Origin of the sequence: Streptomyces purpurascens (genome assembly GCF_045040895.1) — a bacterium.
GTDB lineage: Bacteria > Actinomycetota > Actinomycetes > Streptomycetales > Streptomycetaceae > Streptomyces > Streptomyces purpurascens.
On sequence record NZ_CP108341.1, the window covers coordinates 2,354,571 to 2,380,047 of the forward strand.

The 25,477-nt window shown below is 70.2% G+C and carries 21 protein-coding genes and 1 tRNA gene; 11 read left to right on the top strand and 11 right to left on the bottom strand.

Annotated features, from left to right (window positions below; translation table 11 throughout):
* The first annotated feature begins 48 nt into the window (after positions 1-48).
* The 7 genes from OHU35_RS10795 to OHU35_RS10825 all read left to right on the top strand — a co-directional run bounded on the left by OHU35_RS10795 (position 49) and on the right by OHU35_RS10825 (position 9,172).
* Entirely contained in the window at positions 49-2,340 is a 2,292-nt protein-coding gene (locus OHU35_RS10795) for an FdhF/YdeP family oxidoreductase (protein ID WP_405505223.1), read from the top strand.
* Positions 2,341-2,397: 57 nt separating this feature from the next.
* Positions 2,398-2,886 carry a PaaI family thioesterase gene (locus OHU35_RS10800; protein WP_189728884.1) on the top strand — a complete coding sequence of 163 codons (489 nt, stop codon included), beginning with the start codon at positions 2,398-2,400 and terminating at the stop codon, positions 2,884-2,886.
* Positions 2,887-3,477: 591 nt separating this feature from the next.
* Positions 3,478-4,704 carry a branched-chain amino acid ABC transporter substrate-binding protein gene (locus OHU35_RS10805; RefSeq protein WP_189729206.1) on the top strand — a complete coding sequence of 409 codons (1,227 nt, stop codon included), beginning with the start codon at positions 3,478-3,480 and terminating at the stop codon, positions 4,702-4,704.
* A gap of 137 nt (positions 4,705-4,841) precedes the next feature.
* The gene (locus OHU35_RS10810; protein WP_189728886.1) at positions 4,842-5,771 is read left to right on the top strand and encodes a branched-chain amino acid ABC transporter permease; all 930 of its coding nucleotides are present in this window, start codon (positions 4,842-4,844) and stop codon (positions 5,769-5,771) included.
* A gap of 4 nt (positions 5,772-5,775) precedes the next feature.
* Entirely contained in the window at positions 5,776-7,587 is a 1,812-nt protein-coding gene (locus OHU35_RS10815) for a branched-chain amino acid ABC transporter permease (RefSeq protein ID WP_405505224.1), read from the top strand.
* Between the two features lie 5 nt (positions 7,588-7,592).
* Positions 7,593-8,459 (top strand): ABC transporter ATP-binding protein, encoded by an 867-nt coding sequence (locus OHU35_RS10820; RefSeq protein WP_189728890.1) that lies wholly within the window; start codon positions 7,593-7,595, stop codon positions 8,457-8,459.
* The gene (locus tag OHU35_RS10825) at positions 8,456-9,172 is read left to right on the top strand and encodes an ABC transporter ATP-binding protein (RefSeq protein ID WP_189728892.1); all 717 of its coding nucleotides are present in this window, start codon (positions 8,456-8,458) and stop codon (positions 9,170-9,172) included. Before OHU35_RS10820 ends, OHU35_RS10825 begins: the two co-directional genes overlap by 4 nt.
* Before the next feature lie 69 nt (positions 9,173-9,241).
* On the opposite strand, the gene OHU35_RS10830 is transcribed toward OHU35_RS10825, so the two are convergent.
* Entirely contained in the window at positions 9,242-9,898 is a 657-nt protein-coding gene (locus tag OHU35_RS10830; protein ID WP_189728894.1) for an ANTAR domain-containing response regulator, read from the bottom strand.
* A 103-nt stretch (positions 9,899-10,001) separates the two neighbouring features.
* On the opposite strand from OHU35_RS10830, the gene OHU35_RS10835 reads away from it, so the two are divergent.
* Both OHU35_RS10835 and OHU35_RS10840 read left to right on the top strand, forming a co-directional pair.
* Positions 10,002-10,076, top strand: a tRNA-Leu gene (locus tag OHU35_RS10835).
* Positions 10,077-10,183: 107 nt separating this feature from the next.
* Positions 10,184-10,930 (top strand): helix-turn-helix domain-containing protein, encoded by a 747-nt coding sequence (locus tag OHU35_RS10840; protein WP_189728895.1) that lies wholly within the window; start codon positions 10,184-10,186, stop codon positions 10,928-10,930.
* Positions 10,931-10,933: 3 nt separating this feature from the next.
* Here OHU35_RS10840 and pyk read toward each other — a convergent pair whose 3' ends face one another.
* Both pyk and OHU35_RS10850 read right to left on the bottom strand, forming a co-directional pair.
* On the bottom strand, positions 10,934-12,355 hold the full coding sequence (gene pyk / locus OHU35_RS10845) for a pyruvate kinase (protein WP_405505225.1): 1,422 nt from the start codon (positions 12,353-12,355) through the stop codon (positions 10,934-10,936).
* Positions 12,356-12,520: 165 nt separating this feature from the next.
* Entirely contained in the window at positions 12,521-13,240 is a 720-nt protein-coding gene (locus OHU35_RS10850) for an SIMPL domain-containing protein (protein ID WP_189728899.1), read from the bottom strand.
* A gap of 163 nt (positions 13,241-13,403) precedes the next feature.
* Here OHU35_RS10850 and OHU35_RS10855 point away from each other — a divergent pair, with 163 nt between their 5' ends.
* Positions 13,404-15,212 (top strand): bifunctional UDP-sugar hydrolase/5'-nucleotidase, encoded by a 1,809-nt coding sequence (locus tag OHU35_RS10855; RefSeq protein WP_189728901.1) that lies wholly within the window; start codon positions 13,404-13,406, stop codon positions 15,210-15,212.
* 25 nt (positions 15,213-15,237) lie between these two features.
* On the opposite strand, the gene OHU35_RS10860 is transcribed toward OHU35_RS10855, so the two are convergent.
* The 7 genes from OHU35_RS10860 to OHU35_RS10890 form a co-directional block, all read right to left on the bottom strand.
* A complete protein-coding gene (locus OHU35_RS10860) occupies positions 15,238-16,677 on the bottom strand; it encodes a lysine N(6)-hydroxylase/L-ornithine N(5)-oxygenase family protein (protein ID WP_189728903.1) in 1,440 nt (479 codons plus the stop codon).
* The gene (locus OHU35_RS10865) at positions 16,674-18,338 is read right to left on the bottom strand and encodes a pyridoxal phosphate-dependent decarboxylase family protein (protein ID WP_405505226.1); all 1,665 of its coding nucleotides are present in this window, start codon (positions 18,336-18,338) and stop codon (positions 16,674-16,676) included. Before OHU35_RS10865 ends, OHU35_RS10860 begins: the two co-directional genes overlap by 4 nt.
* Before the next feature lie 103 nt (positions 18,339-18,441).
* Positions 18,442-19,275, bottom strand: a complete 834-nt coding sequence (locus OHU35_RS10870; protein ID WP_405505227.1) for an NAD(P)H-binding protein — start codon at positions 19,273-19,275, stop codon at positions 18,442-18,444.
* Positions 19,276-19,388: 113 nt separating this feature from the next.
* Positions 19,389-21,881, bottom strand: a complete 2,493-nt coding sequence (gene pepN, locus OHU35_RS10875) for an aminopeptidase N (RefSeq protein ID WP_405505228.1) — start codon at positions 21,879-21,881, stop codon at positions 19,389-19,391.
* Positions 21,882-21,948: 67 nt separating this feature from the next.
* Positions 21,949-22,500: a two-component system response regulator gene (locus OHU35_RS10880; protein ID WP_189728912.1), complete on the bottom strand. Its 552-nt coding sequence runs from the start codon at positions 22,498-22,500 to the stop codon at positions 21,949-21,951.
* A gap of 141 nt (positions 22,501-22,641) precedes the next feature.
* Complete coding sequence (locus OHU35_RS10885) at positions 22,642-22,989, bottom strand: chorismate mutase (protein WP_189728915.1); 348 nt, start codon at positions 22,987-22,989, stop codon at positions 22,642-22,644.
* Between the two features lie 45 nt (positions 22,990-23,034).
* Positions 23,035-23,487 (bottom strand): GNAT family N-acetyltransferase, encoded by a 453-nt coding sequence (locus tag OHU35_RS10890; protein WP_229873347.1) that lies wholly within the window; start codon positions 23,485-23,487, stop codon positions 23,035-23,037.
* 122 nt (positions 23,488-23,609) lie between these two features.
* Here OHU35_RS10890 and OHU35_RS10895 point away from each other — a divergent pair, with 122 nt between their 5' ends.
* On the top strand, positions 23,610-24,500 hold the full coding sequence (locus OHU35_RS10895) for a hypothetical protein (RefSeq protein WP_189728917.1): 891 nt from the start codon (positions 23,610-23,612) through the stop codon (positions 24,498-24,500).
* 53 nt (positions 24,501-24,553) lie between these two features.
* Here OHU35_RS10895 and OHU35_RS10900 read toward each other — a convergent pair whose 3' ends face one another.
* Positions 24,554-25,477 carry an SDR family oxidoreductase gene (locus tag OHU35_RS10900; protein ID WP_189728919.1) on the bottom strand — a complete coding sequence of 308 codons (924 nt, stop codon included), beginning with the start codon at positions 25,475-25,477 and terminating at the stop codon, positions 24,554-24,556.

Here is a 25,477-nt window from a genome sequence, read left to right on the forward strand (position 1 = left end):
CACAGCGCAGGAGACCTGTCTCACAGCGCAGTCGAAGGGGAGCGTGCGATGGCGACGAAGCCGCCCAAGAGCGATCCGGTCCAGGACGCGCCGCAGGTCGCCGGGCCGAAGCACGCGGCAGCGGGCCTCCCCGCGATCGGGCACACCCTGCGCATGGCCCAGCAGCAGATGGGCGTGAGGCGCACCGCGCTGACGCTGCTGAGCGTGAACCAGAAAGACGGCTTCGACTGCCCGGGCTGCGCCTGGCCCGAGCCGGAGCACCGGCACAAGGCGGAGTTCTGCGAGAACGGCGCGAAGGCGGTCGCCGAGGAGGCCACGCTGCGCCGGGTCACGCCCGAGTTCTTCGCCGCGCACCCGGTCGCCGACCTCGCCGGCCGCAGCGGCTACTGGCTGGGACAGCAGGGGCGGCTCACCCACCCCATGTACCTCCCCGAAGGAGGCACGCACTACGAGCCGGTCACCTGGGAGCGCGCCTTCGGCATCATCGCCGAGGAGGTCAACGCCCTCGCTTCCCCGGACGAGGCCGTCTTCTACACCTCCGGGCGCACCAGCAACGAGGCCGCGTTCCTCTACCAGCTGTTCGCCCGTGAGCTCGGCACGAACAACCTTCCCGACTGCTCGAACATGTGCCACGAGTCGTCCGGCTCGGCCCTGTCGGAGACCATCGGCATCGGCAAGGGCAGCGTCCTGCTGGAGGACCTCCACAAGGCCGACCTGATCATCGTCGCGGGCCAGAACCCGGGGACGAACCACCCGCGCATGCTGTCCGCCCTGGAGAACGCCAAGGACAACGGCGCGAAGATCATCAGCGTCAACCCGCTGCCCGAGGCGGGCCTGGAGCGTTTCAAGAACCCGCAGACCGCCAAGGGCCTCACCACCGGCTCCGCCCTCACCGATCTGTTCCTGCAGATCCGCATCGGCGGCGACCAGGCCCTCTTCCGTCTCCTCAACAAGCTGATCCTCGGCACGGAGGGCGCGGTCGACGAGGCGTTCGTCCGGGAGCACACGCACGGCTACGAGGAGTTCGCCGAGGCCGCCCGCGCCGCCGACTGGGACGAGACGCTCGCGGCCACCGGGCTGACCCGGAAGGAGATCGAGGACGCCCTGCGGATGGTCCTCGCCTCCGAACGCACCATCGTGTGCTGGGCGATGGGCCTCACCCAGCACAAGCACTCGGTCCCCACGATCAGGGAAGTGGTCAACTTCCTCCTCCTGCGCGGCAACATCGGCCGCCCGGGCGCGGGCGTCTGCCCGGTGCGCGGTCATTCGAACGTGCAGGGCGACCGCACGATGGGCATCTTCGAGCGCCCCGCCCCGGCGTTCCTGGACGCCCTGGAGAAGGAGTTCGGCTTCGCGCCGCCGCGCGAGCACGGCTACGACGTCGTTCGGGCCATCCGCGCCCTGCGCGACGGCGAGGCGAAGGTCTTCTTCGCCATGGGCGGCAACTTCGTCTCGGCCTCCCCCGACACGGAGGTCACCGAGGCGGCGATGCGGCGGGCCCGGCTGACCGTGCACGTGTCGACGAAGCTGAACCGCTCGCACGCGATCACGGGCGCGCGTGCCCTGATCCTCCCGACGCTCGGCCGTACCGAACGCGACCTCCAGGGCAGCGGCGAGCAGTTCGTGACGGTCGAGGACTCGATGGGCATGGTGCACGCCTCCCGGGGCCGGCTGGAGCCCGCGAGCGCGCACCTGCTGTCCGAGCCGGCCATCGTCTGCCGCCTGGCCCGCGGCGTGCTGGGCGAGAACAGCCGCACGCCCTGGGAGGAGTTCGAGAAGGACTACGCGACGATCCGGGACCGGATCGCCCGCGTGATCCCCGGCTTCGAGGACTTCAACGCGCGCGTGACGGGTTCCGCCGGCCACCCAGGCGGCTTCGCCCTCCCCCACGCCCCGCGTGACGAGCGCCGCTTCCCCACCGCCACCGGCAAGGCCAACTTCACCGCCGCGCCCGTGGAGTACCCGGAGCTGCCCGAGGGCCGCCTGCTGCTGCAGACGCTGCGCTCGCACGACCAGTACAACACCACGATCTACGGCCTCGACGACCGCTACCGGGGCATCAAGAACGGCCGCCGGGTGGTGCTGGTCAACCCCGAGGACGCGCGGACGCTGAAGCTGGCGGACGGCGGTTACGTCGACCTGGTCAGCGAGTGGAGGGACGGCGTGGAGCGCCGGGCTCCGGGCTTCCGGGTCGTGCACTATCCGACGGCCCGGGGCTGTGCCGCCGCGTACTACCCGGAGACCAACGTGCTGGTGCCGCTGGACGCCACGGCGGACACCAGCAACACCCCGGCCAGCAAGTCCGTCGTGGTGCGTCTGGAACAATCGGCCACCGACTGAGCGTTTGCTCAGTCACAGAGGTAGCCGTAGTGACCAGGACGAACGGAGCCCGGCCCCATGGGTGAGCAGCAGCATGTGAAGTTCCCGCAAGAGGTCATCGACGAGTACGCCGCGCTCGGCGTGGACCTCCTGGCCCTGTTCTCCGCGGGCCACCTCGGGACCCGGATGGGCGTCCAGATCCTCGAGGCGTCGGCGGACCGGGTCGTCGGGACGATGCCGGTGGAGGGCAACACCCAGCCCTACGGACTCCTGCACGGCGGGGCCTCCGCGGTGCTGGCCGAGACGCTCGGCTCGGTCGGGTCCATGCTGCACGGCGGCAGCTCCAAGATCGCCGTGGGCGTCGATCTGAACTGCACCCACCACCGCGGGGCACGCTCCGGCCTCGTCACCGGCGTGGCCACGCCCGTGCACCGGGGACGCTCGACCGCCACCTACGAAATCGTCATCACGGATGAAAGCGACAAAAGGGTGTGTACCGCCCGACTCACCTGCATGCTGCGCGACGTGAATCCGGGCGACGAGGAACTGATCCGCGCCGCGCGCTGATCCGCCCGCACCACACATTCCGGCTCGACGCCGCCGCGAGGGAACACCCGAGCGGCGGCGTCCGCGCGTGGACACAGAACCGGACCCTTCAACTCCCCCGTCGAAACAGCCAGGTTCCGCTTCACCCACGGCATCACCGTGGAATTAACTGTTTCCAATTGTTCGGAACTCCCCCTGGACACGGGTCGCCCCTTTCTCGGCGTAACGCTCCGTAACGCGCGCGCAATACAACACCTCGGCCTCCTCGTCGACCCGCGCCCGCTCCCGGGACCTTTCCGATCCCGCCCTCCCCGCCTGCGCCACGTCGACCGCACGATCTCGGCCATGGCCAACCGGAAGTGCGGGTTCTCAGAATGCGGACTTCGGAGAAAGTCGGCCAAACCCACCGAGAGGGCCCTCCGGAGAAGCCGGGCATCCACCGCGTCATAACAAGAAAGTCACAAGCCGTCCCACGCCGCTGACCCTGCCTCCACACCGGGCTTAGAGTCACGGCCAGTCACCGCTCCATCGGGAGTTCGGTACCAGCGCGGCACTACCCCCCGACCAAGGGCGGGCCTGCCTGTGAAAGGACTGATCGTGCGACAGCGTTCCTTGGTGATTCTTACCTCCGTTCTGACGACCGGAGCTCTGACTCTCACCGCCTGCGGGTCCCGAGACGGCAGCGGCGACAAGAGCGGAGACAGCGGCGGCACCACGCTGACCATCGGCGTCGACGCCCCCCTGTCCGGTGAGAACTCCACCACCGGCCTCGGCATCCAGTACGGCGCCCAGATAGCCGTCGACGACGCCAACAAGAACAACTGGGTCCCGGGCGTGAAGTTCAAGCTCAAGGCCCTGGACGACAAGGCGCAGCCCGCCACCGGCCAGTCCAACGCCACCAGCATCGTCGGCGACAAGACCGCCGTCGGCGCCGTCGGCCCGCTGAACTCCGGCGTCGCCCAGACGATGCAGCAGGTGTTCGCCTCGGCCAACATGGTCCAGATCTCCCCGGCCAACACCAACCCCGAGCTGACCCAGGGCAAGAACTGGCAGACGGACAAGAAGCGTCCCTACAAGACGTACTTCCGCACCGCCACCACCGACGAACTGCAGGGCAGCTTCGCCGCCGGCTACGCGTACAACGGCCTCAAGAAGAAGAAGGCCTTCGTCGTCGACGACAAGCAGACCTACGGCGCCGGCCTCGCGAAGATCTTCGCCGAGCAGTACAAGAAGTACGGCGGCAAGGTCGTCGCGACCGACCACGTCAACACCGGCGACAAGGACTTCGGTTCGCTCGCCACGAAGATCAAGAACTCCGGTGCCGACCTGCTCTACTACGGCGGCCAGTACGACGAGTCCGCACTGATCACCAAGCAGCTCAAGGACACCGGCGTCAAGATCCCGCTGTTCGGCGGCGACGGCATGTTCGCCTCCACCTACATCGAGGCCGCCGGCAAGTCCTCCGAGGGCGACCTCGCCACCGCGATCGGTGTCCCCGCCGACACCCTGCCCGCCGCCAAGCAGTTCATCCAGACGTACAAGGACAAGGGGTACAAGGGCGACTACGGCGCCTACGGCGCCTACGCCTACGACGCCACCACCGCCATCATCAAGGCCGTCAAGGCCGCGGCCGACGCCAACGGCGGCAAGGTGCCCACCGACATCAACGACCTGCGCTCCAAGGTCGTCGACGGTGTCCAGAAGTCCGACTTCGAAGGCCTCACCGGCAAGATCTCCTTCGACCAGTACGGCGACACCACCAACAAGCAGCTGACGGTCTACCAGGTCGAGAAGGGTGCCTGGAAGGACGTGGAGACCGGCACCGCCGACCTGAAGTAGTCGGCCCGCCACAACGCCGCACCACGGGCCGCGCGGAAGGAAGACCCCGACCGCGCGGCCCGTTTCCACACCCCCCACAGCACACGACCACGCACACATCCAGTGCACACGACCACCAGCGACATGGAGGCCATGCGGTGAACACCCTGCCGCAGCAGCTGGCCAACGGGCTGCTTCTCGGCTCGATGTACGGGCTGATCGCCATCGGCTACACGATGGTGTACGGCATCGTCCAGCTCATCAACTTCGCGCACGGCGAGATCTTCATGACCGGGGCGTTCGGCGCCCTCACGGTCTACTTCTACATCCTGCCCGACGGCACCTCGATGGCCCTCGCCGTACCGCTGATGCTCATCGGCGGCGCCCTCGTGGCCATCCTCATCGCCGTCGGAGCGGAACGGTTCGCCTACCGGCCACTGCGCGGAGCACCACGCCTGGCACCGCTCATCACCGCCATCGGCCTCTCCCTGGCCCTCCAGGAAGTCGTCCGCAACTTCTACCCCGGCGCCGACCGCGCCCGCGCCTTCCCCGGGCTCGACGCCACCCACGACATCGGCTCCATCACCATCAAGGACGCCGACATCTTCCTCATCCTGGCCGCCGTCGTCTGCATGGCCGCCCTCGCGATCTTCGTGCGCCGCAGCCGGACCGGCCGCGCCATGCAGGCCACCGCGCAGGACCCCGACACCGCGCAGCTGATGGGCATCGACACCAACCGCATCATCGTCATCGCCTTCGCCATCGGCGGCTTCTTCGCCGCCGTCGCGGCCGTCGCCTACGGACTCAAGTACGGCAACGTCGACTACCGCATGGGCTTCCTGATGGGCCTGAAGGCCTTCACCGCGGCCGTCCTCGGCGGCATCGGCAACATCTACGGCGCCATGCTCGGCGGCGTCGTCCTCGGCATCGCCGAGACCCTCGCCTCCGCCTACATCGACGAGATCCCGGGCATGAACCAGCTCGGCGGACAGAGCTGGGCCAACGTGTGGGCCTTCTGCCTCCTCATCCTCGTGCTCCTGTTCCGGCCTCAAGGCCTGCTCGGCGAGCGCGTCGCGGACAGGGCGTGATCACATGACCGAGACGACCAAGACCCCCGCCCCGGACGCCGTCCCCGCCCCGCCCGTACCGCGCGGCCTCATCCCGCTGCCCGCCGCGGCCGCCCGCGCCCTGCTGCTCGCCGGCGGCATCGCCACCGCTGCCTCCGCGTTCCTCGCCTGGACCTGGACCGACGAGTTCCCCGGCGACCTCACCATCAACGGCTACCCCGGCGGCCTGCAGTGGCTCACCTTCACCGCCGGCGTCCTCACCGCCCTGTTCGCCCTCGCCTCCTACGGGCCGCACGGACTCGGCTGGCTGCTGCCCGCCCGTAACAACGCACCGCTCGTCCTCACCGCCCTCGGCGGCTTCGTCGTCACCTGGTTCACCGTCATCGCCATCAGTGCCGAACTCGGCGGCGTCGTCAACCTCGAACCCGGCGGCTGGATAGCGGCCATCGCCTCCCTCCTGCCCGTCCTCGGCGCCTTCGCCCTCCCCCAGGAGAAGACCGGCGCCGACGGCACCAAGGCAGCCCTCAAGGCCTACATCGCCAAACCCGACCGCATCCCCGCCCCCCAGGCCACCGCGCCCTGGGTCCAGCGGGCCGTGATCACGGTCGTCACGATGATCGGCCTCGGCGTCTTCACCTACGGCATCGACACCGAGTACGGCGAACTCTTCATCGGCTACCTCTTCGTCGTCACCTTCGCCATGTGGGCCGTGCACACCGCCGGCCTCATGGACCGGTTCTCGTCGCTGGTCGCGGCCAACCGCAGCTTCACCCTCGCCATGGGCTTCGCCGCGGCCATCGCCTTCCCCTTCACCCAGACCGACGACCACTACGCCAACATCGGCGTCAACATCCTGATCTTCGGGACGGTCGCCCTCGGCCTGAACATCGTCGTCGGCCTCGCCGGCCTCCTCGACCTCGGATACGTCGCCTTCCTCGGCGTCGGCGCCTACACCGCCGCCCTCGTCTCCGGCTCCGAGTTCTCCACCATCTCCGGCGTCCACCTGCCGTTCTGGGCCTCCGCCCTGGCCGGCGCCGCCGCCTCCCTGGTCTTCGGCGTCCTCATCGGCGCCCCGACCCTGCGCCTGCGCGGCGACTACCTGGCGATCGTGACGCTGGGCTTCGGTGAGATCTTCCGCATCGCGGTCAACAACATGGACGGCGACTCCGGACCCGACGTCACCAACGGCCCCAACGGCATCCCCTCCATCCCGGACCTGAACCTCTTCGGGTTCAACTTCGGCCAGGCGCACGACATCGGCGGATTCACCCTCGGCCGGTTCGCCAACTACTACCTGCTGATGGTGCTGATCATGGCCATCGTGGTCCTGGTCTACACGCGTGCCGCCGACTCCCGCATCGGCCGCTCCTGGATCGCCATCCGCGAGGACGAGACCGCCGCCACAGCCATGGGCATCAACGGCTTCCGCGTCAAGCTCATCGCCTTCGCCCTCGGCGCCGCCCTGGCCGGCCTCGCCGGCACCGTCAGCGCCCACGTCACCTACAGCGTCGTCCCCACCCCGTACCAGTTCGCCGGCTCCACCCCGCCCAACTCCGCGTTCCTCCTGGCCGCGGTCGTCCTCGGCGGCATGGGCACCGTCGCCGGTCCCCTCCTCGGCGCGGCCCTGCTCTACCTGCTGCCCGAGAAGCTGGTGTTCCTCCAGGACAAGTCCCTGCTCGCCTTCGGTGTCGCGCTCATCCTGCTGATGCGCTTCCGCCCCGAAGGCATCATCGCCAACCGCCGGCGCCAGCTCGAATTCCACGAGACCGGCCAACTCGACGTACCGAAACAGACCACGCTGACCGACGAACCGGCCGTCACCAAGGCGGGGGCGTAAGAATCATGACGACACCTGTACTCGAAGCACGCGATGTCACGATGCGCTTCGGCGGCCTCACCGCCGTCCGCTCCGTCGACTTCACGGTCAACGCCGGCGAGATCGTCGGACTCATCGGCCCCAACGGCGCCGGCAAGACCACCTTCTTCAACTGCCTGACCGGCCTGTACGTCCCCACGGAAGGCACCGTCTCCTACAAGGGCACGGTCCTGCCGCCCAAGCCCCACCTGGTCACCCAGGCCGGCATCGCCCGCACCTTCCAGAACATCCGGCTCTTCGCCAACATGACAGTCCTGGAAAACGTCCTCGTCGGCCGCCACACGCGGACGAAGGAGGGCCTGTGGTCGGCCCTGCTGCGCGGCCCCGGCTTCAAGAAGGCCGAACGCGCCAGCGAGGAACGAGCCATGGAACTCCTGGAGTTCATCGGCCTCTCCCACAAGCGGGATCATCTGGCGCGGAACCTGCCGTACGGCGAGCAGCGCAAGCTGGAGATCGCCCGCGCTCTCGCTTCGGAGCCCGGCCTGCTGCTGCTGGACGAACCGACGGCCGGCATGAACCCCCAGGAGACGCGAGCCACCGAGGAACTGGTCTTCGCCATCCGCGACAAGGGCATCGCCGTCCTCCTCATCGAGCACGACATGCGCTTCGTCTTCAACCTGAGCGACCGCGTCGCCGTCCTCGTCCAAGGCGAGAAGCTCGTCGAGGGCACCTCCGAGGTCGTCCAGGCCGACGAGCGCGTCATCGCCGCTTACTTGGGTGAACCCTTCGAAGGCGACCCCGGTGAGGCCGAAGCCGCGGAGGTCGAGGCCGCCGAAGCCGCCGCGGAGGCGGCACCCAGCACCACCAGCAGCACCAAGGGAGAAGCCAAGTGACCGCACTCCTCGAGGTCGAGGACCTCCGGGTCTCCTACGGCAAGATCGAAGCCGTCAAAGGCATCTCCTTCAGCGTCGAAGCCGGCCAGGTCGTCACCCTCATCGGCACCAACGGCGCCGGCAAGACCACGACCCTGCGCACCCTCTCGGGACTGCTGAAGCCGACATCAGGCAAGATCTCCTTCGACGGCAAGCCACTCACCGGCGTCGCCGCCCACAAGATCGTCGCCCTCGGCCTCGCCCACTCCCCCGAGGGCCGGCACATCTTCCCCCGCCTCACCATCGCGGAGAACCTCCAGCTCGGAGCGTTCCTCCGCAAGGACAAGGAAGGGATCGAGAAGGACATCCAGCGGGCCTACGACCTCTTCCCCATCCTCGGGGAACGCCGCAAGCAGGCCGCCGGAACCCTCTCGGGCGGTGAGCAGCAGATGCTCGCCATGGGCCGCGCGCTCATGTCCCAGCCGAAACTGCTCATGCTCGACGAGCCCTCCATGGGCCTCTCCCCGATCATGATGCAGAAGATCATGGCGACGATCTCGGAGCTCAAGTCCCAGGGCACGACGATCCTTCTCGTGGAGCAGAACGCCCAGGCGGCGCTCTCCCTGGCCGATCACGGCCATGTCATGGAGGTCGGCAACATCGTCCTCTCCGGCACGGGACAGGATCTGCTGCACGACGAGTCCGTGCGCAAGGCGTACCTCGGCGAGGACTGACAGAGGCTGGTCATACGACGAGGCCCGCACCCCGGATGGGGTGCGGGCCTCGTGTGGTGTGCGGGGTGATCAGCCCTTGTTGGACTTCTTCTCCTCGGCGTCCTCGATGACCGCCTCCGCCACCTGCTGCATCGACATGCGCCGGTCCATCGAGGTCTTCTGGATCCACCGGAACGCGTTCGGCTCCGTCAGCCCGTACTCCGTCTGCAGGATCGACTTCGCCCGGTCCACCAGCTTGCGCGTCTCCAGCCGCAGCGTGAGGTCCGCGACCTCCTTCTCCAGCTCCTTCAGCTCCGTGAAGCGGGAGACGGCCATCTCGATCGCCGGCACGACATCGGTCTTGCTGAACGGCTTCACCAGGTAGGCCATGGCACCGGCGTCCCGGGCCCGCTCCACGAGGTCGCGCTGCGAGAACGCGGTCAGCATCAGCACCGGCGCGATGCTCTCCTCGGCGATCTTCTCGGCCGCGGAGATACCGTCCATCTTCGGCATCTTCACGTCCAGGATCACCAGGTCCGGGCGGTGCTCACGAGCCAGCTCCACGGCCTGCTCACCGTCCCCGGCCTCGCCGACGACGGTGTACCCCTCCTCCTCCAGCATCTCCTTGAGATCGAGCCGGATCAGGGCCTCGTCCTCGGCGATGACGACACGGGTCGTCAGCGGAGGCACGTGCGACTTGTCGTCATCGGGCACGTCAACAGGCTGGGGCGACTCGGGGGCGCTCACGTGGGCTCCTTGGTACGGGGCAGGCCGGTACTGCTCCCAAGAGCGTACCTAGCTGCGGTATGGTGGTCAGGCAGTGGGTCGAGGTCATCCTTCGATTCCCTGGGCCCCGGTAGCCCAATTGGCAGCAGGCAATGGATTCAAAACCCATACAGTGTCGGTTCGAGTCCGACCCGGGGCACTTTTCCTTCCTTTCCAAGATCACCATTTGCAAGCGGATGTCCACGTTCTCGTGAACATCCGCTTATTGCTGCGTGTCGCCATGACCGCACTCTCACAGTGGCTTTCATGTACGACCTCCGCACGCGCAAGCGGGCACTCGCACTGGTGGCCCAGGGCCGCAGCCTGAACTCAGTGAGCCGGGAAACGGGCATCTCACGGGCCGCAATCCGTTCCTGGCAGGAACGCCTGGAGCCGCTGCCCCGGCTGACGCCTCCAGACGCCGGCCCCCCTGCCGATGAGTGCGCGTACGCCTACCTGCTGGGCCTCTATCTCGGCGATGGCTGCATCAGCGGCCACCCTCGCAGCACCGGCTACTACCTGAGAATCGCTTGCGCGAACTCATGGCCTGGCCTGATCGACGCCTGCGAGATCGCGATGCGCGCCATCAACCCGACGGGGTGCGCTTCCCGCACGCAGGCTCAGGGATACGTCTCGGTGGTCAGCTACAGCAGGCACTGGCCGAGCCTCTTCCCGCAGCACGGCCCCGGTGTGAAACACGAACGCCGGATCGCGCTCGAACCATGGCAGCAAGCCATCGTCGACGCCCACCCCTGGGAGTTCATCCGCGGACTCATCCATTCCGACGGTTGCCGGATCACCAACTGGACGACCCGGATCGTCGGTGGGCGGCGAAAGCGCTACGAGTATCCGCGGTACTTCTTCACCAACCTCTCGGCCGACATCATCCACCTGTTCACCACGGCCCTCGATCACGTCGGCGTCGAGTGGAAACAGGCGAACGCACGCAACATCTCCATCGCCCGCAAAGCCTCCGTAACGCTCATGGACGCCCACGTCGGACCCAAGTACTGACGGCTACTCGGCGATGTGGTGGACGCGGACCAGGTTCGTCGAGCCGGAGACTCCGGGAGGGGAGCCGGCCGTGATGACGACCGTGTCGCCCTTTCGGCAGCGGCCGTACTTCAGCAGCAGTTCGTCGACCTGGTCGACCATCGCGTCCGTGGAGTCCACGCAGGGGCCGAGGAACGTTTCCACGCCCCACGTCAGGCTGAGCTGGGAGCGGGTGGCCTGGTCGGGGGTGAAGGCGAGGAGGGGGATCGGGGAGCGGTAGCGGGAGAGGCGGCGGGCGGTGTCGCCGGATTGGGTGAAGGCGACCAGGAAGCGGGCGCCGAGGAAGTCGCCCATTTCGGCCGCGGCCCGGGCCACGGCTCCGCCCTGGGTGCGGGGCTTGTTGCGTTCGGTGAGCGGCGGGAGGCCCTTGGCCAGGATGTCTTCCTCCGCCGCCTCGACGATGCGGGCCATCGTGCGGACCGTCTCGATGGGGTGCTTCCCGACGCTCGTCTCACCGGACAGCATCACCGCGTCGGTGCCGTCGATGACAGCGTTGGCGACGTCCGAGGCCTCCGCACGTGTCGGGCGGGCATTGTCGATCATCGAGTCGAGCATCTGGGTGGCGACGATGACGGGTTTCGCATTGCGCTTCGCCAGTTTGATCGCGCGTTTCTGGACGATCGGGACCTGTTCCAGTGGCATTTCGACGCCGAGGTCTCCGCGCGCGACCATGATGCCGTCGAACGCCGCGACGATTTCTTCGATGTTCTCGACGGCCTGCGGTTTTTCGACCTTGGCGATGACGGGGAGGCGGCGGCCTTCCTCGTCCATGATGCGGTGGACGTCCTGGATGTCGCGGCCGGTGCGGACGAAGGAGAGGGCGATGACGTCGGCGCCGGTGCGCAGGGCCCAGCGGAGGTCGTCCTCGTCCTTCTTGGAGAGGGCGGGGACGGAGACGGCGACGCCGGGGAGGTTGAGGCCTTTGTGGTCGGAGATGACGCCGCCCTCGACGACCGCGGTGTGGACGCGGGGTCCGTCGACCTCGGTGACTTCGAGGCAGACCTTGCCGTCGTCGACGAGGATGCGTTCGCCGGGGGTGACGTCGGCGGCGAGGCCGGCGTAGGTGGTGCCGCACATCCGGCCGTCGCCTTCGACGCCTTCCTCGACGGTGATGGTGAAGGTGTCGCCGCGTTCAAGGAGTACGGGGCCTTCGGTGAAGTGGCCGAGCCGGATTTTCGGGCCTTGAAGGTCGGCGAGGACGCCGACGCTGCGGCCGGTCTCGTCGGCGGCCTTCCGCACCCGGTGGTAGCGCTCCTCGTGCTCGGCGTGGCTGCCGTGGCTGAGGTTGAATCGGGCGACGTCCATTCCGGCGTCGACCAGGCCTTTGATCTGGTCGTACGAGTCGGTGGCGGGGCCCAGTGTGCAGACGATCTTTGCTCGGCGCATAAGGCTGAGCCTATGAGTTACCGGCGGGTAGGGAATTGGTCGTGAGTGACTACTCAACAGACTTTGAATGAAGCGTTATGGCCAAGTGTTGAATTGTGCGGCGGGGCGCTCCGATGAGCGTCAGGAATCTCTCGGTCGCGTTTTCGAAATGGCCCGGATAACCGGCTACAGCCGCGGCGGCACCATCGTGAAGCGGGCGTTGATCTGGGCGTGGACCCGCTGGCGTTGGGGTTCGAGGTCGAGGGGGGCCGCCGCGGTGTCCTCGGCGGCGCCGCCGTAGGCCGCGGAGCGCATGCGGCCGGGGGCCTGGGGGTAGGGCGGCGTGGCGTTCTCGGCGCCGATGTCGGCGAGTTCGACCAGGGCGGAGAGGGTGGTGTCGAGCGCCTCGGCGTACTCGCGGGCGCGCTGGACGGCTTCCCGTACGGCCTTCTTTCTGGCCTCGCGGTGGGCGGGTGAGTCGGGGCGCAGGGCCCACCAGGGGCCGTCGACGCGGGTGAGTTCGAGGTCGGCGAGGCGGGTGGTGAGTTCGCCGAGGGCGGTGAAGTCGGTGAGTTCGGCGGTGACATGGACGCGGCCGTGGTAGGTGCGGATGCGTTCGCCGCGCCCGTGCTTGGTGAGTTCGGGCGTGATGGAGAAGGCGCCGGTCTCCAGGCGTTCGACGGCGTCGCCGTAGGACTTGACCAGGTCGAGGACGCCTGCGTTGCGGCGGGTGAGGTCGTCGAGGGCGGAGCGGCGGTCGCGGCCCCGGGCGGCGACGGTGATGCCGATGCGGGCGATCTCGGGGTCGACTTCGAGGCGGGCCTCGCCGCGGACGGCGATGCGGGGAGCGTCGGGTGTTCCGTAGGGGACGGCGGGCTGGGAGGCGTCTCCGGTGGGCACGGTCATACGCCCCACTCTGTCATGTTGTGGCTGGCCGGAGGCCTGGAGTCGGCGGGCTGAGTCATCAGATCGCAACCTGCCGGGGCTGTTGCGGCCGGTCATGACCGGGTCAGAATCTACGCGCGTTATCTACGCGCGTCGTTCACAGATTCCGCAAGGGGAGCCAGACATGCCGTTGAACCGCCGGAAGTTCCTGGAGAAGTCCGCCGTGACCGGGGCGGGGGTGGCGCTGGCCGGTGCGGTCACGGCGCCGGGTGCTCAGGCGGCCGAGGCGCGGGGTGGGACGAAGCGGGGCGTGAAGCGGTACGCGTTCACCGTCATGGGAACGACGGACCTGCACGGCAACGTCTTCAACTGGGACTACTTCACGGACAAGGAGTTCGACGACAAGGACCACAACGACATCGGTCTGGCGAAGATCTCCACCCTGGTGAACCGGATCCGCGAGGAGAAGGGCCGCCGCAACACGCTGCTCATCGACGCGGGCGACACCATCCAGGGCACGCAACTGTCGTACTACTACGCCAAGGTCGACCCGATCACCGCCAAGGGCGGCCCGGTGCACCCGATGGCGCAGGCCATGAACGCCATGGACTACGACGCGGCGGCGCTCGGCAACCACGAGTTCAACTACGGCATTCCGGTGCTGCGGAAGTTCGAGCAGCAGTGCCGTTTCCCGCTGCTGGGCGCCAACGCGCTCGACGCCAAGACGCTGCGGCCGGCGTTCGCGCCGTACAGCATGCACCGGCTGCGCACGCCGTTCGGGCGGGATGTGAAGGTGGCGGTGCTGGGTCTGACCAACCCGGGGATCGCGATCTGGGACAAGGCGAACGTGCAGGGCAAGATGACGTTCCCGGGTCTGGAGGAGCAGGCGGCGAAGTGGGTGCCGAAGCTGCGGTCGATGGGCGCGGACGTCGTCATCGTCTCGGCGCACAGCGGTTCGTCGGGGACGTCGTCCTACGGTGACCAGCTGCCGTACATCGAGAACGCGGCGGGTCTGGTGGCGGAGCAGGTGCCGGGGATCGACGCGATCCTGGTGGGGCACGCGCACACGGAGATCCCCGAGTACTTCGTCACCAACAAGAAGACCGGCCAGCAGGTCGTGCTGTCCGAGCCGTTGAAGTGGGGGCAGCGGCTGACGCTGTTCGACTTCGAGCTGGTCTGGGCGAAGGGCTGCTGGAAGGTCGAGAAGGTGGGCGCGAAAGTCCTGAACTCCAACACGGTGGAGGAGGACCGGAAGATCGTGCGGCTGCTGTCGGACGAGCACGAGAAGGTCGTGGCGTACGTCAACCAGGTCATCGGCACGAACGCGGCGGAGATGACGTCGGCCGAGGCGCCGTACAAGGACGTGGCGATCATCGACCTGATCAACCACATCCAGGCGGACACGGTGAAGCAGGCGCTGGCGGGCACGGAGCACGCCTCGCTGCCGGTGCTGTCGCAGGCGGCGTGCTTCTCGCGCAGTGCCCGGATCCCGGCGGGCGAGGTGACGATCCGGGACGTGGCGGGTCTGTACGTCTTCGAGAACACGCTGGAGGCGCGTCTGATGACGGGTGCGCAGATGAAGGCGTATCTGGAGTTCTCGGCGAACTACTTCGTGCAGACGGCGCCGGGCGCGCAGGTGGATCCGGCGAAGCTGACGAACGCGAACGGCACGCCGGACTACAACTACGACGTGGTGAGCGGGCTGGCCTATGAGATCGACATCGCCGAGCCGGCCGGTTCGCGGGTGACGAACGTGCGGTTCGAGGGGCAGCCGCTGGCGGACGACGCGAAGTTCGTGTTCGCGGTGAACAACTACCGGGCCAACGGCGGCGGGAACTTCCCGCATGTCGCCGCCTCGCAGCTGCTGTGGTCGAACTCGGACGAGATCCGCAACACCATGATCGCCTGGGTGAAGGCGAAGGGGGCCGTCGACCCGGCCGAGTTCGCCGCGGTGGACTGGAAGCTCACGCGGAACGGCACGCCCGTCTTCTGAGAGCTGTTCCTTCCCGAGGGCCGCGTCACCTTCGGTCCACGAGCGGGGTCAGCGCCGGTGCTTCACGGGCCGGCGGGACCTGCTGCCGCTGTGTGAGGCCGAAGGTGGTGAAGGCGGTGCGGCGCGGGAGGGCGTACGCCTCCCTGCCCGTCAGGGAGTTGAGGATGATCGCGCTGCGCCAGGCGGCGAGGCCGAGGTCGGGGGCGCCGACGCCGTGGGTGTGGCTCTCGGCGTTCTGGACGTACGCCGTGCCGGTGACGGACGGGTCGAGGACGAGGCGGTACTCCTCGTCGATACGCGGGCGCTCCCGGCTGTCCCGGCGCAGGTAGGGGTCGAGGCCGGCGAGGACACGGTCGAGGGGGCGTTCGCGGTAGCCGGTGGCGAGGACGACGGCGTCGGTGGTGAGCCGGGAGCGGCTGTCCTGCCGGCCGTGCTCCAGGTGCAGTTCCACCTTGGTCGTGGCGACGCGGCCCGCGGTGCGGACGTGGACGCCGGGGGTGAGGACGGCGTCGGGCCAGCCGCCGTGCAGGGTGCGGCGGTAGAGCTCGTCGTGGATGGCGGCGACGGTGGTGGCGTCGATGCCCTTGTGCAGCTGCCACTGGCCGGTGACGAGCCGGTCGCGGGCGGACTCGGGCAGGGCGTGGAAGTAGCGGGTGTGGTCGGGGGTGAAATGCTCCAGGCCGAGCTTGGAGTACTCCATGGGTGCGAAGGCCTCCGTGCGGCCCAGCCAGTGCAGTTTCTCCTGGCCGGCCGGCCTGTTGCGCAGCAGGTCGAGGAAGATCTCGGCGCCGGACTGTCCGATGCCGACGACCGTGACGTGCTCGGCGGCGAGGAGGGCGGCGCGGTGGTCGAGGTAGTCGGCGGCGTGCACGACCGGGACGCCGGGCGCCTGGGCGAGGGGCTTGAGGGGTTCGGGGACGTAGGGCTCGGTGCCGATGCCGAGGACGACGTTGCGGGCGTAGGTGCGGCCGAGGGCCTCGGCTTCTCCGTCGGCGTCGAGCTGGGTGAAGTCGACCTCGAAGACGTCGCGTTCGGGGTTCCAGCGGACGGCGTCGACCTGGTGGCCGAAGTGGAGGTCCGGGAGGCTCTCGCCGACCCAGCGGCAGTAGGCGTCGTACTCGGCGCGCTGGATGTGGAAGCGCTCGGCGAAGTAGAAGGGGAAGAGCCGCTCGCGGGACCTGAGGTAGTTGAGGAAGGTCCAGGGGCTGGTGGGGTCGGCGAGGCTCACCAGGTCGGCGAGGAACGGGACCTGGATGGTCGCGCCCTCGATGAGCAGGCCGGAGTGCCAGCCGAAGGCGGGGCGCTGGTCGTAGAAGACGGTGTCGAGTTCGCCGAGCGGGTGGGCGAGGGCGGCGAGGGAGAGGTTGGCGGGGCCGATGCCGATGCCGACCAGGTCGCGGGGTGCGTCGGGCTCGTGGTGCGGGTGGGGCGTGGGGGTGGGGCCGGGGGTGGGCGCGGGGTTCATCGGGGGGTGTGTCCTTCCACGAGTGTGGCTCGGCGCGCTGCCACGAGGTGCAGCAGGGCGGCCAGGTCGTCGGGCCCGGTGGCGGGGTTGAGGAGGGTGGCCTTGAGCCAGAGCCGGCCGTCGAGACGGGTCCGGCCGAGGACGGCACGGCCGTCGGTGAGGAGCGCGCGGCGTACGGCGGCCACGGTGGCGTCGGTGGCGCCCGCGGGCCGGAACAGCACCGTGCTGATGACGGGCGGGGTGTGGAGTACGAAGCCGGGGTGGTCGTGGACGAGGGCGGCGAACTCCCGGGCCCGGGCGCAGACCTGGTCGACGAGCGTGCCGAGGCCGCCGCGGCCGAGGGTCTTGAGGGTGACGGCGAGTTTGAGGACGTCGGGGCGGCGGGCGGTGCGCAGGGACCGGCCGAGCAGGTCCGGGAGGCCGGCCTCGGTGTCGTCGGCGGCGTTGAGATAGTCGGCGCGCTGCCGCAGGGCGGAGAGGTCGCGGGGGTCCTTGACGGCGAGGAGGCCTGCGGCGATCGGCTGCCAGCCGAGTTTGTGCAGGTCGAGGGTGACGGTGTCGGCGGCGTCGAGCCCGGTGAGCGCGGTGCGGTGCCGGGTGCTGAACAGGAGGCCTCCGCCGTAGGCGGCGTCGATGTGCAGCCGGGCGCCGTGGGCCGCGCAGCGGGCGGCGATCTCGGGCAGCGGGTCGATGAGGCCGGCGTCGGTGGTGCCGGCGGTGGCGGCGACGAGCAGCGGGCCGGGCAGACGGGTGAGGGTCTCGTCGAGCGCGGCGGGATCGAGCGTTCCGGCCGGGGCGGGCACGACGATGGGTTCGGGCAGCCCGAGCAGCCAGGCGGCGCGCGCGAGCGAGTGATGGGCGTTGGCCCCGCACACGAGCCGCACGGATCCGCCGCACGCCTCCCGCGCGAGGAGCAGGGCGAGCTGGTTGGACTCGGTGCCGCCGGTGGTGACGAGACAGTCGGCCGCGCCCCTGCGGGCCTCTCCGACCGAGCGGAGCGCCCCTGCCGGGTAGTTCTCGGCGGGCTCGTGGACGTCCCCCGCCGGGCGGGTGTCGCCGGGCTCGGGGGCCTTCCCTGCCGGGCAGTTCTCGCCGGGCTCGGGGACGTCCGCTGCCGCGCCGCTCCCGGCGGGCTCGCGGGCCTCGCTCGCCGGGCGGCGGTGTTTCCCGGGCTCGTGGAGGTCCCCGGCAGGCGCTGCCGGACGGGCGGGCGGTGCCGCGAGGATCCCCGGGCGCGTTTCTGGCTCACCGTAGATCTCCCTGGCGAGCGCCGCCGCCACCAGGAGCTCCAGTTCCGACGCGGCCGGGGCCTGGTCCCAGGAGTCGAGGGAGGGGTTGAGGGCGGAGGCTGCCAGGTCGGCGGCTGTGGCGATGGCCAGGGGTGGGCAGTGGAGGTGGGCGGCGCACAGGGGGTGTGACGGGTCGGCGGCGCCCTCGGCGAACGCGTGGACCAGGGCGCGCAGGGCGTGCGGGTCGCCCTGGTCGGGGAGGACCTCCCCCACCGCCTCCCGGACGCGCGCCGCGACCGCCTCCGGTCCGCCCGCCGGCAGCGGTCCGCCGCGCGCCCGCGCGCCGGTGTCCAGTGCTTCGAGCACGGTGTCGAGCAACGGCCGCAGGGCGCGCGGGCCTTGGGGGCCTGAGGCGAGGGGCGGCGTGCTCATGGGCGTTCCTCCGGGGCGCGGGGCGACGCGCCCGGAAAGCCCAACGACCGGACCGGGGTGGAGGTACCTCCGTACGGGAAAACCTGTGGCGGTCCGGACCGCCTCAGCCCCTGAAGTCGTCCAGGTGGTCCTCGGCCCAGACCGCGAAGGGACGGGCCGGCCGACCGGTGATCTCCCGTACCGTGTCGGTGATCTCCGGCGGGGTGCCCACCGACGCGGCGAGGGTCTTCAGCAGGGCCGGGAGCACGTCCGGCGGGACGTGCGGGAAGAGTTCGGGGCCGGCCTCGTCGGGTGACAGCTCGTCGAAGCGCAGCTCGCGGCCGAGGGCCCGGCCGATCGCGGCGACCTGCCCGGCGTTGGTGATCGACTCCGGTCCGGTGAGGCGGTGGGCGGCGCCCTCGTAGCCGTCGTCGAGGAGGGCGCGTTCGGCGACGGCGGCGATGTCGTCCTCGTGGACCGGGGCGGACCTCCCGTCGGCGAAGAGTCCGCGGACGGTGTCGCCGGTGCGGATCTGCGGGGCCCACTGGAAGGCGTTGGCGGCGAACGCGTTGGGACGCAGGAAGGTCCACGTCAGGCCGCTGTCGCGGACGTCCCGTTCGGCGGTGGCGTGCATGACGTGGATGGGGTGGGTCTCGTCGGCGCCCGAGTCGATGATCCCGGAGGACAGCAGGACCACGTGTCGCACTCCGGCGGCACGCGCCGCCGCCAGGAGGCCGGGGGTGCGGTCGCCGCCCGCCTGGACGTACAGGAACAGCTCGGTCGCGCCCTCGAACAGGGCGGCCGGCTCGTCGAGGCCGAGTCGTACCGCCTCGGCGCCGGCGGGCAGGCGGGCGCGTTGCGGGTCGCGGGTGAGCGCCCGCACGGGCCGCCCGGCGGCGACGAGGCGTTCGACCAGGGCACGGCCGACGTTTCCGGTGGGACCGGTCACTGCGATCACGAAGGGCTCCTCGGGCTTGATCGTCCTTGTCCGCCCGAGGTTAGGAAGGGCGACCGGCCCGCCGCATCGGCGAAAGGGACCAGCCGCCCCGCCCGCGCCCTACGTCGCCGGTCCTAGACCTCCTTGCCCTGCCGTACCCGCAACGCCCGTGCCAGGTCGTCCAGTTGGTCGACGAGCTTGCGGCGCAGCGCCGGGACCGGTCCGGCGTCGCGCAGGCACTCCTCGCCCAGGCGGAGGTGCTCCGCGTCGACCGCGTGGGCGGGGAAGGCCGAGCGGCCGACGACCGTGGCGATGGCGGGGCCGCGGCGGTCGGCGACGGCCACCGCGTCGGTGTAGTAGCGCGGCACGTACGCGCGTACCAGATCGGCCTGTTCGGGCTGCCAGAAGCCCGCGGCGGTGGCGGTGAAGAGGTAGTTGGACAGGTCGTCGGAGCCGAACATCGCCTGCCAGGCGCTGTCCTTGGCCTCCGGGTCGGGCAGGGCGGCCCGGCAGCGGGCGGCGCCCTCCTGGCCGCTGGCGCTCGGGTCGCGTTCCAGTTCGGCGGCGATGGCGGCCTCGTCGGTGGCGCCGAGGACGGCGAGCCGGGCGAGGACGCGCCAGCGCAGCTCGGGGTCGAGCTCCGGGCCGCCGGGGACGGTGCCGTCGGCGAGCCAGGCGGCGATGGTGTCGGGGTGGGCCGCGACGTCGATGCGGTGGCGTACGGCGATCAGGCGCAGGCCGGGGTTGTCGCCGTCCTCGGTGCGGCGGATGAGGTCGCGGCACAGGTCGGAGAGGGTGGCGAGCGCGGCGGGCCGCTCCTCGGGCGTGAGGTAGTGGTCGGCGATGTACGTGGACGCGAAGGCGAGCACGCCCTGGACGACGGCGAGGTCCGTCTCGAGCGGGAGATGGGCCCGGGCGGTCTCCAGGTAGGCGGCGGGCGCCAGTTCGCCGTCGCGGACGGCGTCGCGCAGGGCGTTCCAGACGACCGCGCGGGTGAGCGGTTCGGGCAGGCCGGACAGCTCCTTGCGGATCGTCTCGAAGGACTCGGGGTCGAAGCGGACCTTGGCGTAGGTCAGGTCGCCGTCGTTGAGGAGGAGCAGGGCCGGGCGCTTGCCGATGGGGTGGGTGCCCGTCTGCGGCAGGTCCAGGTGGAGGCGTTCGCGCAGAACGAGGTGCCGGCCGTCGTCGCCGAGGTCCCGGTCGTACAGGCCGACGGCGATGTGGTGCGGGCGGCTGCCGGCGTGGTTGACGGTGAGGGCGCAGGTGCCGTTCTCGCCGGGGGCGACCTGGGGGGTGAGGGTGTCGACGCCGGTGGTGCGCAGCCAGGCGTCGGCCCAGGCGTGGACGTCGCGTTCGGTGGCGCCGGCGAGGGAGTCGATGAAGTCGGCGAGGGTGGCGTTGCCGAACTTGTGCCGGGCGAAGTGGGTGTTGATGCCGGCGAGGAAGTCCTTGTCACCGAGCCAGGCGACCAGCTGCCGCAGCGCGCTCGCGCCCTTGGCGTAGGAGATGCCGTCGAAGTTGAGCAGCGCGGAGGCGGTGTCGTCGACGGCATCGGGGGCCACGGGGTGGGTGGAGGGGCGCTGGTCGGCGTCGTAGCCCCAGGACTTGCGGGTGACGCCGAAGTCGGTCCAGGTGTCCGTGAAGCGGGTGGCCTCGGTGAGGGTCTGGTAGCCCATGTACTCGGCGAAGGACTCGTTCAGCCAGATGTCGTCCCACCACTTGAGGGTGACGAGGTCGCCGAACCACATGTGGGCCATCTCGTGGGCGATGACCATGGCGCGGGTCTGCCGCTCGGTGTCGGTGACGGCGGAGCGGTAGACGAACTCGTCGCGGAAGGTGACGAGGCCGGGGTTCTCCATCGCGCCCGCGTTGAACTCGGGGACGAAGGCCTGGTCGTAGGAGTCGAAGGGGTAGGGCTCGTCGAACTTCTCGTGGTAGCGGTCGTAGCACGCGCGCGTGACGTCGAAGAGTTCGTCGGCGTCGGCGTCCAGGTAGGGGGCGAGGGAGCGGCGGCAGTGCAGGCCGAAGGGCAGGCCGCGGTGTTCGGTGCGCACGGAGTGCCAGGGGCCGGCGGCGACGGCGACGAGGTAGGTGGAGATCAGCGGCGTGGGTGCCGCCTTCCATACGCCGCCGGTCTGTTCGGTGATGCCGTTGGCGAGGACGATCCAGCCCTCGGGGGCCTGGACGGACAGCTCGAAGATGGCCTTGAGGTCGGGCTGGTCGAAGGCGGCGAAGACGCGCTGGACGTCCTCCATGAACAGCTGGGTGTAGACGTACGTCTCACCGTCGGTGGGGTCGGTGAAGCGGTGCATGCCCTCGCCGGTGCGGGAGTAGCGCATCAGCGCGTGCACGCGCAGTTCGTGCTCGCCGGCGGTGAGGTTCTTCAAGGGGAGCCGGTTGCCGTCCAGGGCTTCCGGGTCCAGGGGGTGTCCGTCGAGGGTGACGGAGCGCAGCTCGTCCGGCCTGAGCTCGACGAAGGTGTCTCCGTCGGTGCGGGCGCTGAACCTGATCAGGGTGCGGGAGTCGAAGGTCTCGTCGCCGGCGGTCAGGTCGAGCTCGATCGTGTAGCGGTGCACGTCGAGGAGCTCTGCTCGGGTCTGCGCTTCGTCGCGCGTCAGTACGGACATGCGTGACATGCTGCCTGATGGCACTGGCATGGCACAGAGGCGGATCGGTACGTGCCCAATGTCCGGTCTACGTGCGGTCTTTTTCTAGCTCCCCGGCGTGCGCCCCCATGGGCCGCTGGGTCGGTACGCGCGCGTCGGGATGCGGCAGGGCGGGGCGCGCGGGGTGTACGGCGGCCTCGGTGTGCTCCCGTACGAGGGCGCGCAGTCGGCGCACTTCCCGCTCCAGGGCGAGGTGCCGCTGCTGGGCGTCGTAGAGGTAGCGGACCTTGGTGCGCAGGGCCCAGGGGTCCACGGGCTTCAAGACGAGGTCGGCGACGCCCAGCCGGAAGGCGGCGGTGGTCAGTTCGTGGTCGGCGCCGAAGCCGGTGAGCAGGAGCACGGGGATGTGCTGGGTCTGTTCGACGCGCCGCATGTAGCGCACCACCTCGAGGCCGCTGACGCCGGGCATGCGCACGTCGAGCAGCAGCAGGCCGACCTGGCCGCGGAGCACCTGCTTGAGCGCCTCGTCGCCGCTGGTGGCCCGGCCGAGCAGATAGCCCAGCGGGGCCAGGGCGCTCTCCAGTGCGTACAGCGTGTCCTCGTGGTCGTCGACGATGAGGATCCTGGTATCCGACGGCATGGCCCGACGCCCCTCCCTCGTGGAGGACCAGAGTAAGTCCGGGACACTGACGCGCAGTGCTCGTCAGCTGACATGCTGTGCACAGCGCAGCATGCCCCGCGCGGGCCGCCGTGTCACTCCCCTGGGAGCGGTCGTCGGAGGTCAGTTGGCGGACGCGGAGCCGTTGAGGGTCTCGTCGGCGATGCGCTCGTGGTGGCGGATGACCTCGGCGACGATGAAGTTCAGGAACTTCTCGGCGAAGGCCGGGTCCAGTTTGGCGTTCTCGGCGAGCCTGCGCAGCCGGTCGATCTGGCGGGACTCGCGGGCCGGGTCGGCGGGCGGCAGCTGGTGCCTGGCCTTGAGGTGGCCGACCTGCTGGGTGCACTTGAAGCGCTCGGCGAGCATGTGGACGACGGCCGCGTCGATGTTGTCGATGCTGTCGCGCAGCCGGGCGAGCTCCTCGCGGACGGCGGCGTCGACGTCACCGGTACCGGTGTTGCTGGTGGTCATGGGGCGTCAGCCTACGGGGAGGAGACCGGGCCGCCGCATGTCGTCTCACACCTCGGCCGCGCTGAGCCGCTTGTGGAAGTAGACGTCCTCGTGTCCGCCGGGTACGCCCTGGATGCGGGCCCGTTCCCGGTAGCCGAGCCGCGGGTAGAAGCCGGGCGCCTGGAAGCTGTATGTGGAGACGATCATGTCGGTGCAGCCGCGCCGGGCCGCCTCGGCCTCCGCCGCGCGCATCAGCCGGCCGCCCCAGCCGGCGTGCCGCTGGTCCTCCCGCACCCAGAGCATGTCCACGGAGCACAGGCTGCCCCAGGTCCAGGCGGTGAGTCCGCCGATCAGCTCGCCGGTCTCGTCGGTGGCGCGGACGGAGAGGGGCTCGGTGACGGCGCCGTCGGCGGCGGCGGTGTTGAAGGCGGTCAGCTCCTCGTCGAGCCGCGTTTCGAGGTCGTCGTCCTGGCCGCCCACCCGGAGCCCGGCGGCGACGGTGTGCTGTTCGCTGGTCACGCCCCGGATTCTGCCGGTGGGGCCCGGGCGGGACGACCGGTTTTCGCGGCGGCGGCGCGGCCCCGTGGCCGTCACACTTTCGTACAGTGGAACCGGATTCAGGGGCGTCTTGGGGGTGAGGCGTGGCGAACGACGGGCCGGTCGAGCACGGCTACCCGCATCTGGAGACGGTGCGGGCCGCCATCACGGCGTTGTACAAGCGTCTGTCGTACGACACGATCCAGACGTTCGCGACCAGCGTGGTCCCCGCCGATGTGGCGTTCTGCGACACCGACGACCTGCATCTGGGGGCGCAGCGGGTGGCGCACGAGCTGGTGCGGCACTACCGGCTTCCGGACGCCCGGCTGATCGTGAGCTTCCGGGAGATGCGGCACGCGGCGAACGTCGAGTTCGCGGCCGGGCCGGAGTACTTCGTGGAGCTTAACGACCGGTTCCGTACGCATCGGCGGGACATCGGGGCGGCCCTCGCCCACGAGGTGATGCATGTGTACCTGCACCGCCTCGACCTGTCCTTCCCGGGCGTCCGGGACAACGAGATCCTGACGGATACGGCGACGACGTATCTGGGCGCGGGCTGGCTGCTGCTGGACGCGTTCCGGGAGGACGGGGCGTCGTCGCAGAAGCTGGGCTATCTGACGCCGGAGGAGTTCGGGTACGTGCTGGCCAAGCGGGCGCTGGTCTTCGGGGAGGACCCGTCGGTGTGGTTCACCAGCCCTCAGGCGTACACGGCGTATGTGAAGGGGATGGAGCTGGCCCGGCGCGATGAGCAGCAGCCGCCGCTGACCGCGGCGGGGTGGGCGGGGCGGCGGCGGTATGCCCGGGACCGGCGGCACGCGTCGGCGGGGCCGCCTCCGCAGCCGGGTGCGCGGTACCAGTTCTCTCCCGACGGGGGTGGGCGGTTGCGGGTGTCGTTTCCGTGTCCTACCTGTCATCAGCGGATTCGGGTGCCGGTGCGGGGGCGGGTTCGGGCGCGGTGTGGGTTGTGCCGGAGTGTGCTGGAGTGCGACACGTAGGTTGGCGCGGGTGGGGTGTGCTGGGGGGCTCCGCCCCCCCCCAGAGCGCCGGCCTACGCCCCGTAGACGGCCCCGGGCTCTCCCGCCTCCGCCAGCAGCTTCCGCACCCTCTCCCCCGCCTCCGCCGGACTCCACCGCCCGCCCTTGTCCGCACTCGGCCCGGCCCTCCACCCCTCCATCACCGTGATCCGGCCCCCCTCCGCCTCGAAGACCCGGCCCGTCACCCCCGCGCTCGCCGCCGAGCCCAGCCAGACGACCAGCGGTGAGACGTTCTCCGGGGCCATCGTGTCGAAGCCCGCGTCGGGTGCCGCCATGGTGTCGGCGAAGGCGCGTTCCGTCATCCGGGTCCGGGCGGCGGGGGCGATCGCGTTGACCTGGACGCCGTAGCGGCGCAGTTCGGCAGCCGCGACCAGTGTCAGGGCGACGATCCCGGCCTTCGCGGCGCTGTAGTTGCCCTGTCCGACCGAGCCCAGCAGGCCGGCGCCGCTGCTGGTGTTGACGATCCGGGCCTCGGGCCGGCGGCCCGCCTTGGCCTCGGCCCGCCAGTGCGCGGCCGCGTGCCGCAGGGGCAGGAAGTGGCCCTTGAGGTGGACGCGTACGACGGCGTCGAAGTCGTCCTCGTCGAGGTTGACCAGCATCCGGTCGCGCAGGAAGCCCGCGTTGTTGACGAGGGTGTCGAGCCGGCCGTAGGCCTCCAGGGCCGTCCGGATCAGCGAGGCGGCGCCCTCGGTCGTGGCGATGTCGCCGCCGTGCGGCACCGCCTCGCCGCCCGCCGCGCGGATCTCCTCGGCGACCAGGGCGGCCGGACTGCCGGGGCCGGGTGCGCCGTCGCCCCCGGGCGTGCCGTCGAGACCGACGCCGAGGTCGTTGACGACGAGCCGCGCGCCCTCGGCGGCGAACGCGAGGGCGTGCGCGCGGCCGAGCCCCCGCCCGGCGCCGGTGACGACGACGACCCGTCCGTCGCAGAGTGCGCTCAT

What these genes read in the sequence shown, in the direction of transcription:
- OHU35_RS10795 (WP_405505223.1), top strand. Translation starts at nt 49, where the DNA reads ATGGCGACGAAGCCGCCCAAGAGCGATCCGGTCCAGGACGCGCCGCAG.
- OHU35_RS10800 (WP_189728884.1), top strand. Translation starts at nt 2,398, where the DNA reads ATGGGTGAGCAGCAGCATGTGAAGTTCCCGCAAGAGGTCATCGACGAG.
- OHU35_RS10815 (WP_405505224.1), top strand. Translation starts at nt 5,776, where the DNA reads ATGACCGAGACGACCAAGACCCCCGCCCCGGACGCCGTCCCCGCCCCG.
- OHU35_RS10820 (WP_189728890.1), top strand. Translation starts at nt 7,593, where the DNA reads ATGACGACACCTGTACTCGAAGCACGCGATGTCACGATGCGCTTCGGC.
- OHU35_RS10840 (WP_189728895.1), top strand. Translation starts at nt 10,184, where the DNA reads ATGTACGACCTCCGCACGCGCAAGCGGGCACTCGCACTGGTGGCCCAG.
- pyk (WP_405505225.1), bottom strand. Translation starts at nt 12,355, where the DNA reads ATGCGCCGAGCAAAGATCGTCTGCACACTGGGCCCCGCCACCGACTCG.
- OHU35_RS10850 (WP_189728899.1), bottom strand. Translation starts at nt 13,240, where the DNA reads ATGACCGTGCCCACCGGAGACGCCTCCCAGCCCGCCGTCCCCTACGGA.
- OHU35_RS10855 (WP_189728901.1), top strand. Translation starts at nt 13,404, where the DNA reads ATGCCGTTGAACCGCCGGAAGTTCCTGGAGAAGTCCGCCGTGACCGGG.
- OHU35_RS10860 (WP_189728903.1), bottom strand. Translation starts at nt 16,677, where the DNA reads ATGAACCCCGCGCCCACCCCCGGCCCCACCCCCACGCCCCACCCGCAC.
- OHU35_RS10865 (WP_405505226.1), bottom strand. Translation starts at nt 18,338, where the DNA reads ATGAGCACGCCGCCCCTCGCCTCAGGCCCCCAAGGCCCGCGCGCCCTG.
- pepN (WP_405505228.1), bottom strand. Translation starts at nt 21,881, where the DNA reads ATGTCCGTACTGACGCGCGACGAAGCGCAGACCCGAGCAGAGCTCCTC.
- OHU35_RS10880 (WP_189728912.1), bottom strand. Translation starts at nt 22,500, where the DNA reads ATGCCGTCGGATACCAGGATCCTCATCGTCGACGACCACGAGGACACG.
- OHU35_RS10885 (WP_189728915.1), bottom strand. Translation starts at nt 22,989, where the DNA reads ATGACCACCAGCAACACCGGTACCGGTGACGTCGACGCCGCCGTCCGC.
- OHU35_RS10900 (WP_189728919.1), bottom strand. Translation starts at nt 25,477, where the DNA reads ATGAGCGCACTCTGCGACGGACGGGTCGTCGTCGTCACCGGCGCCGGG.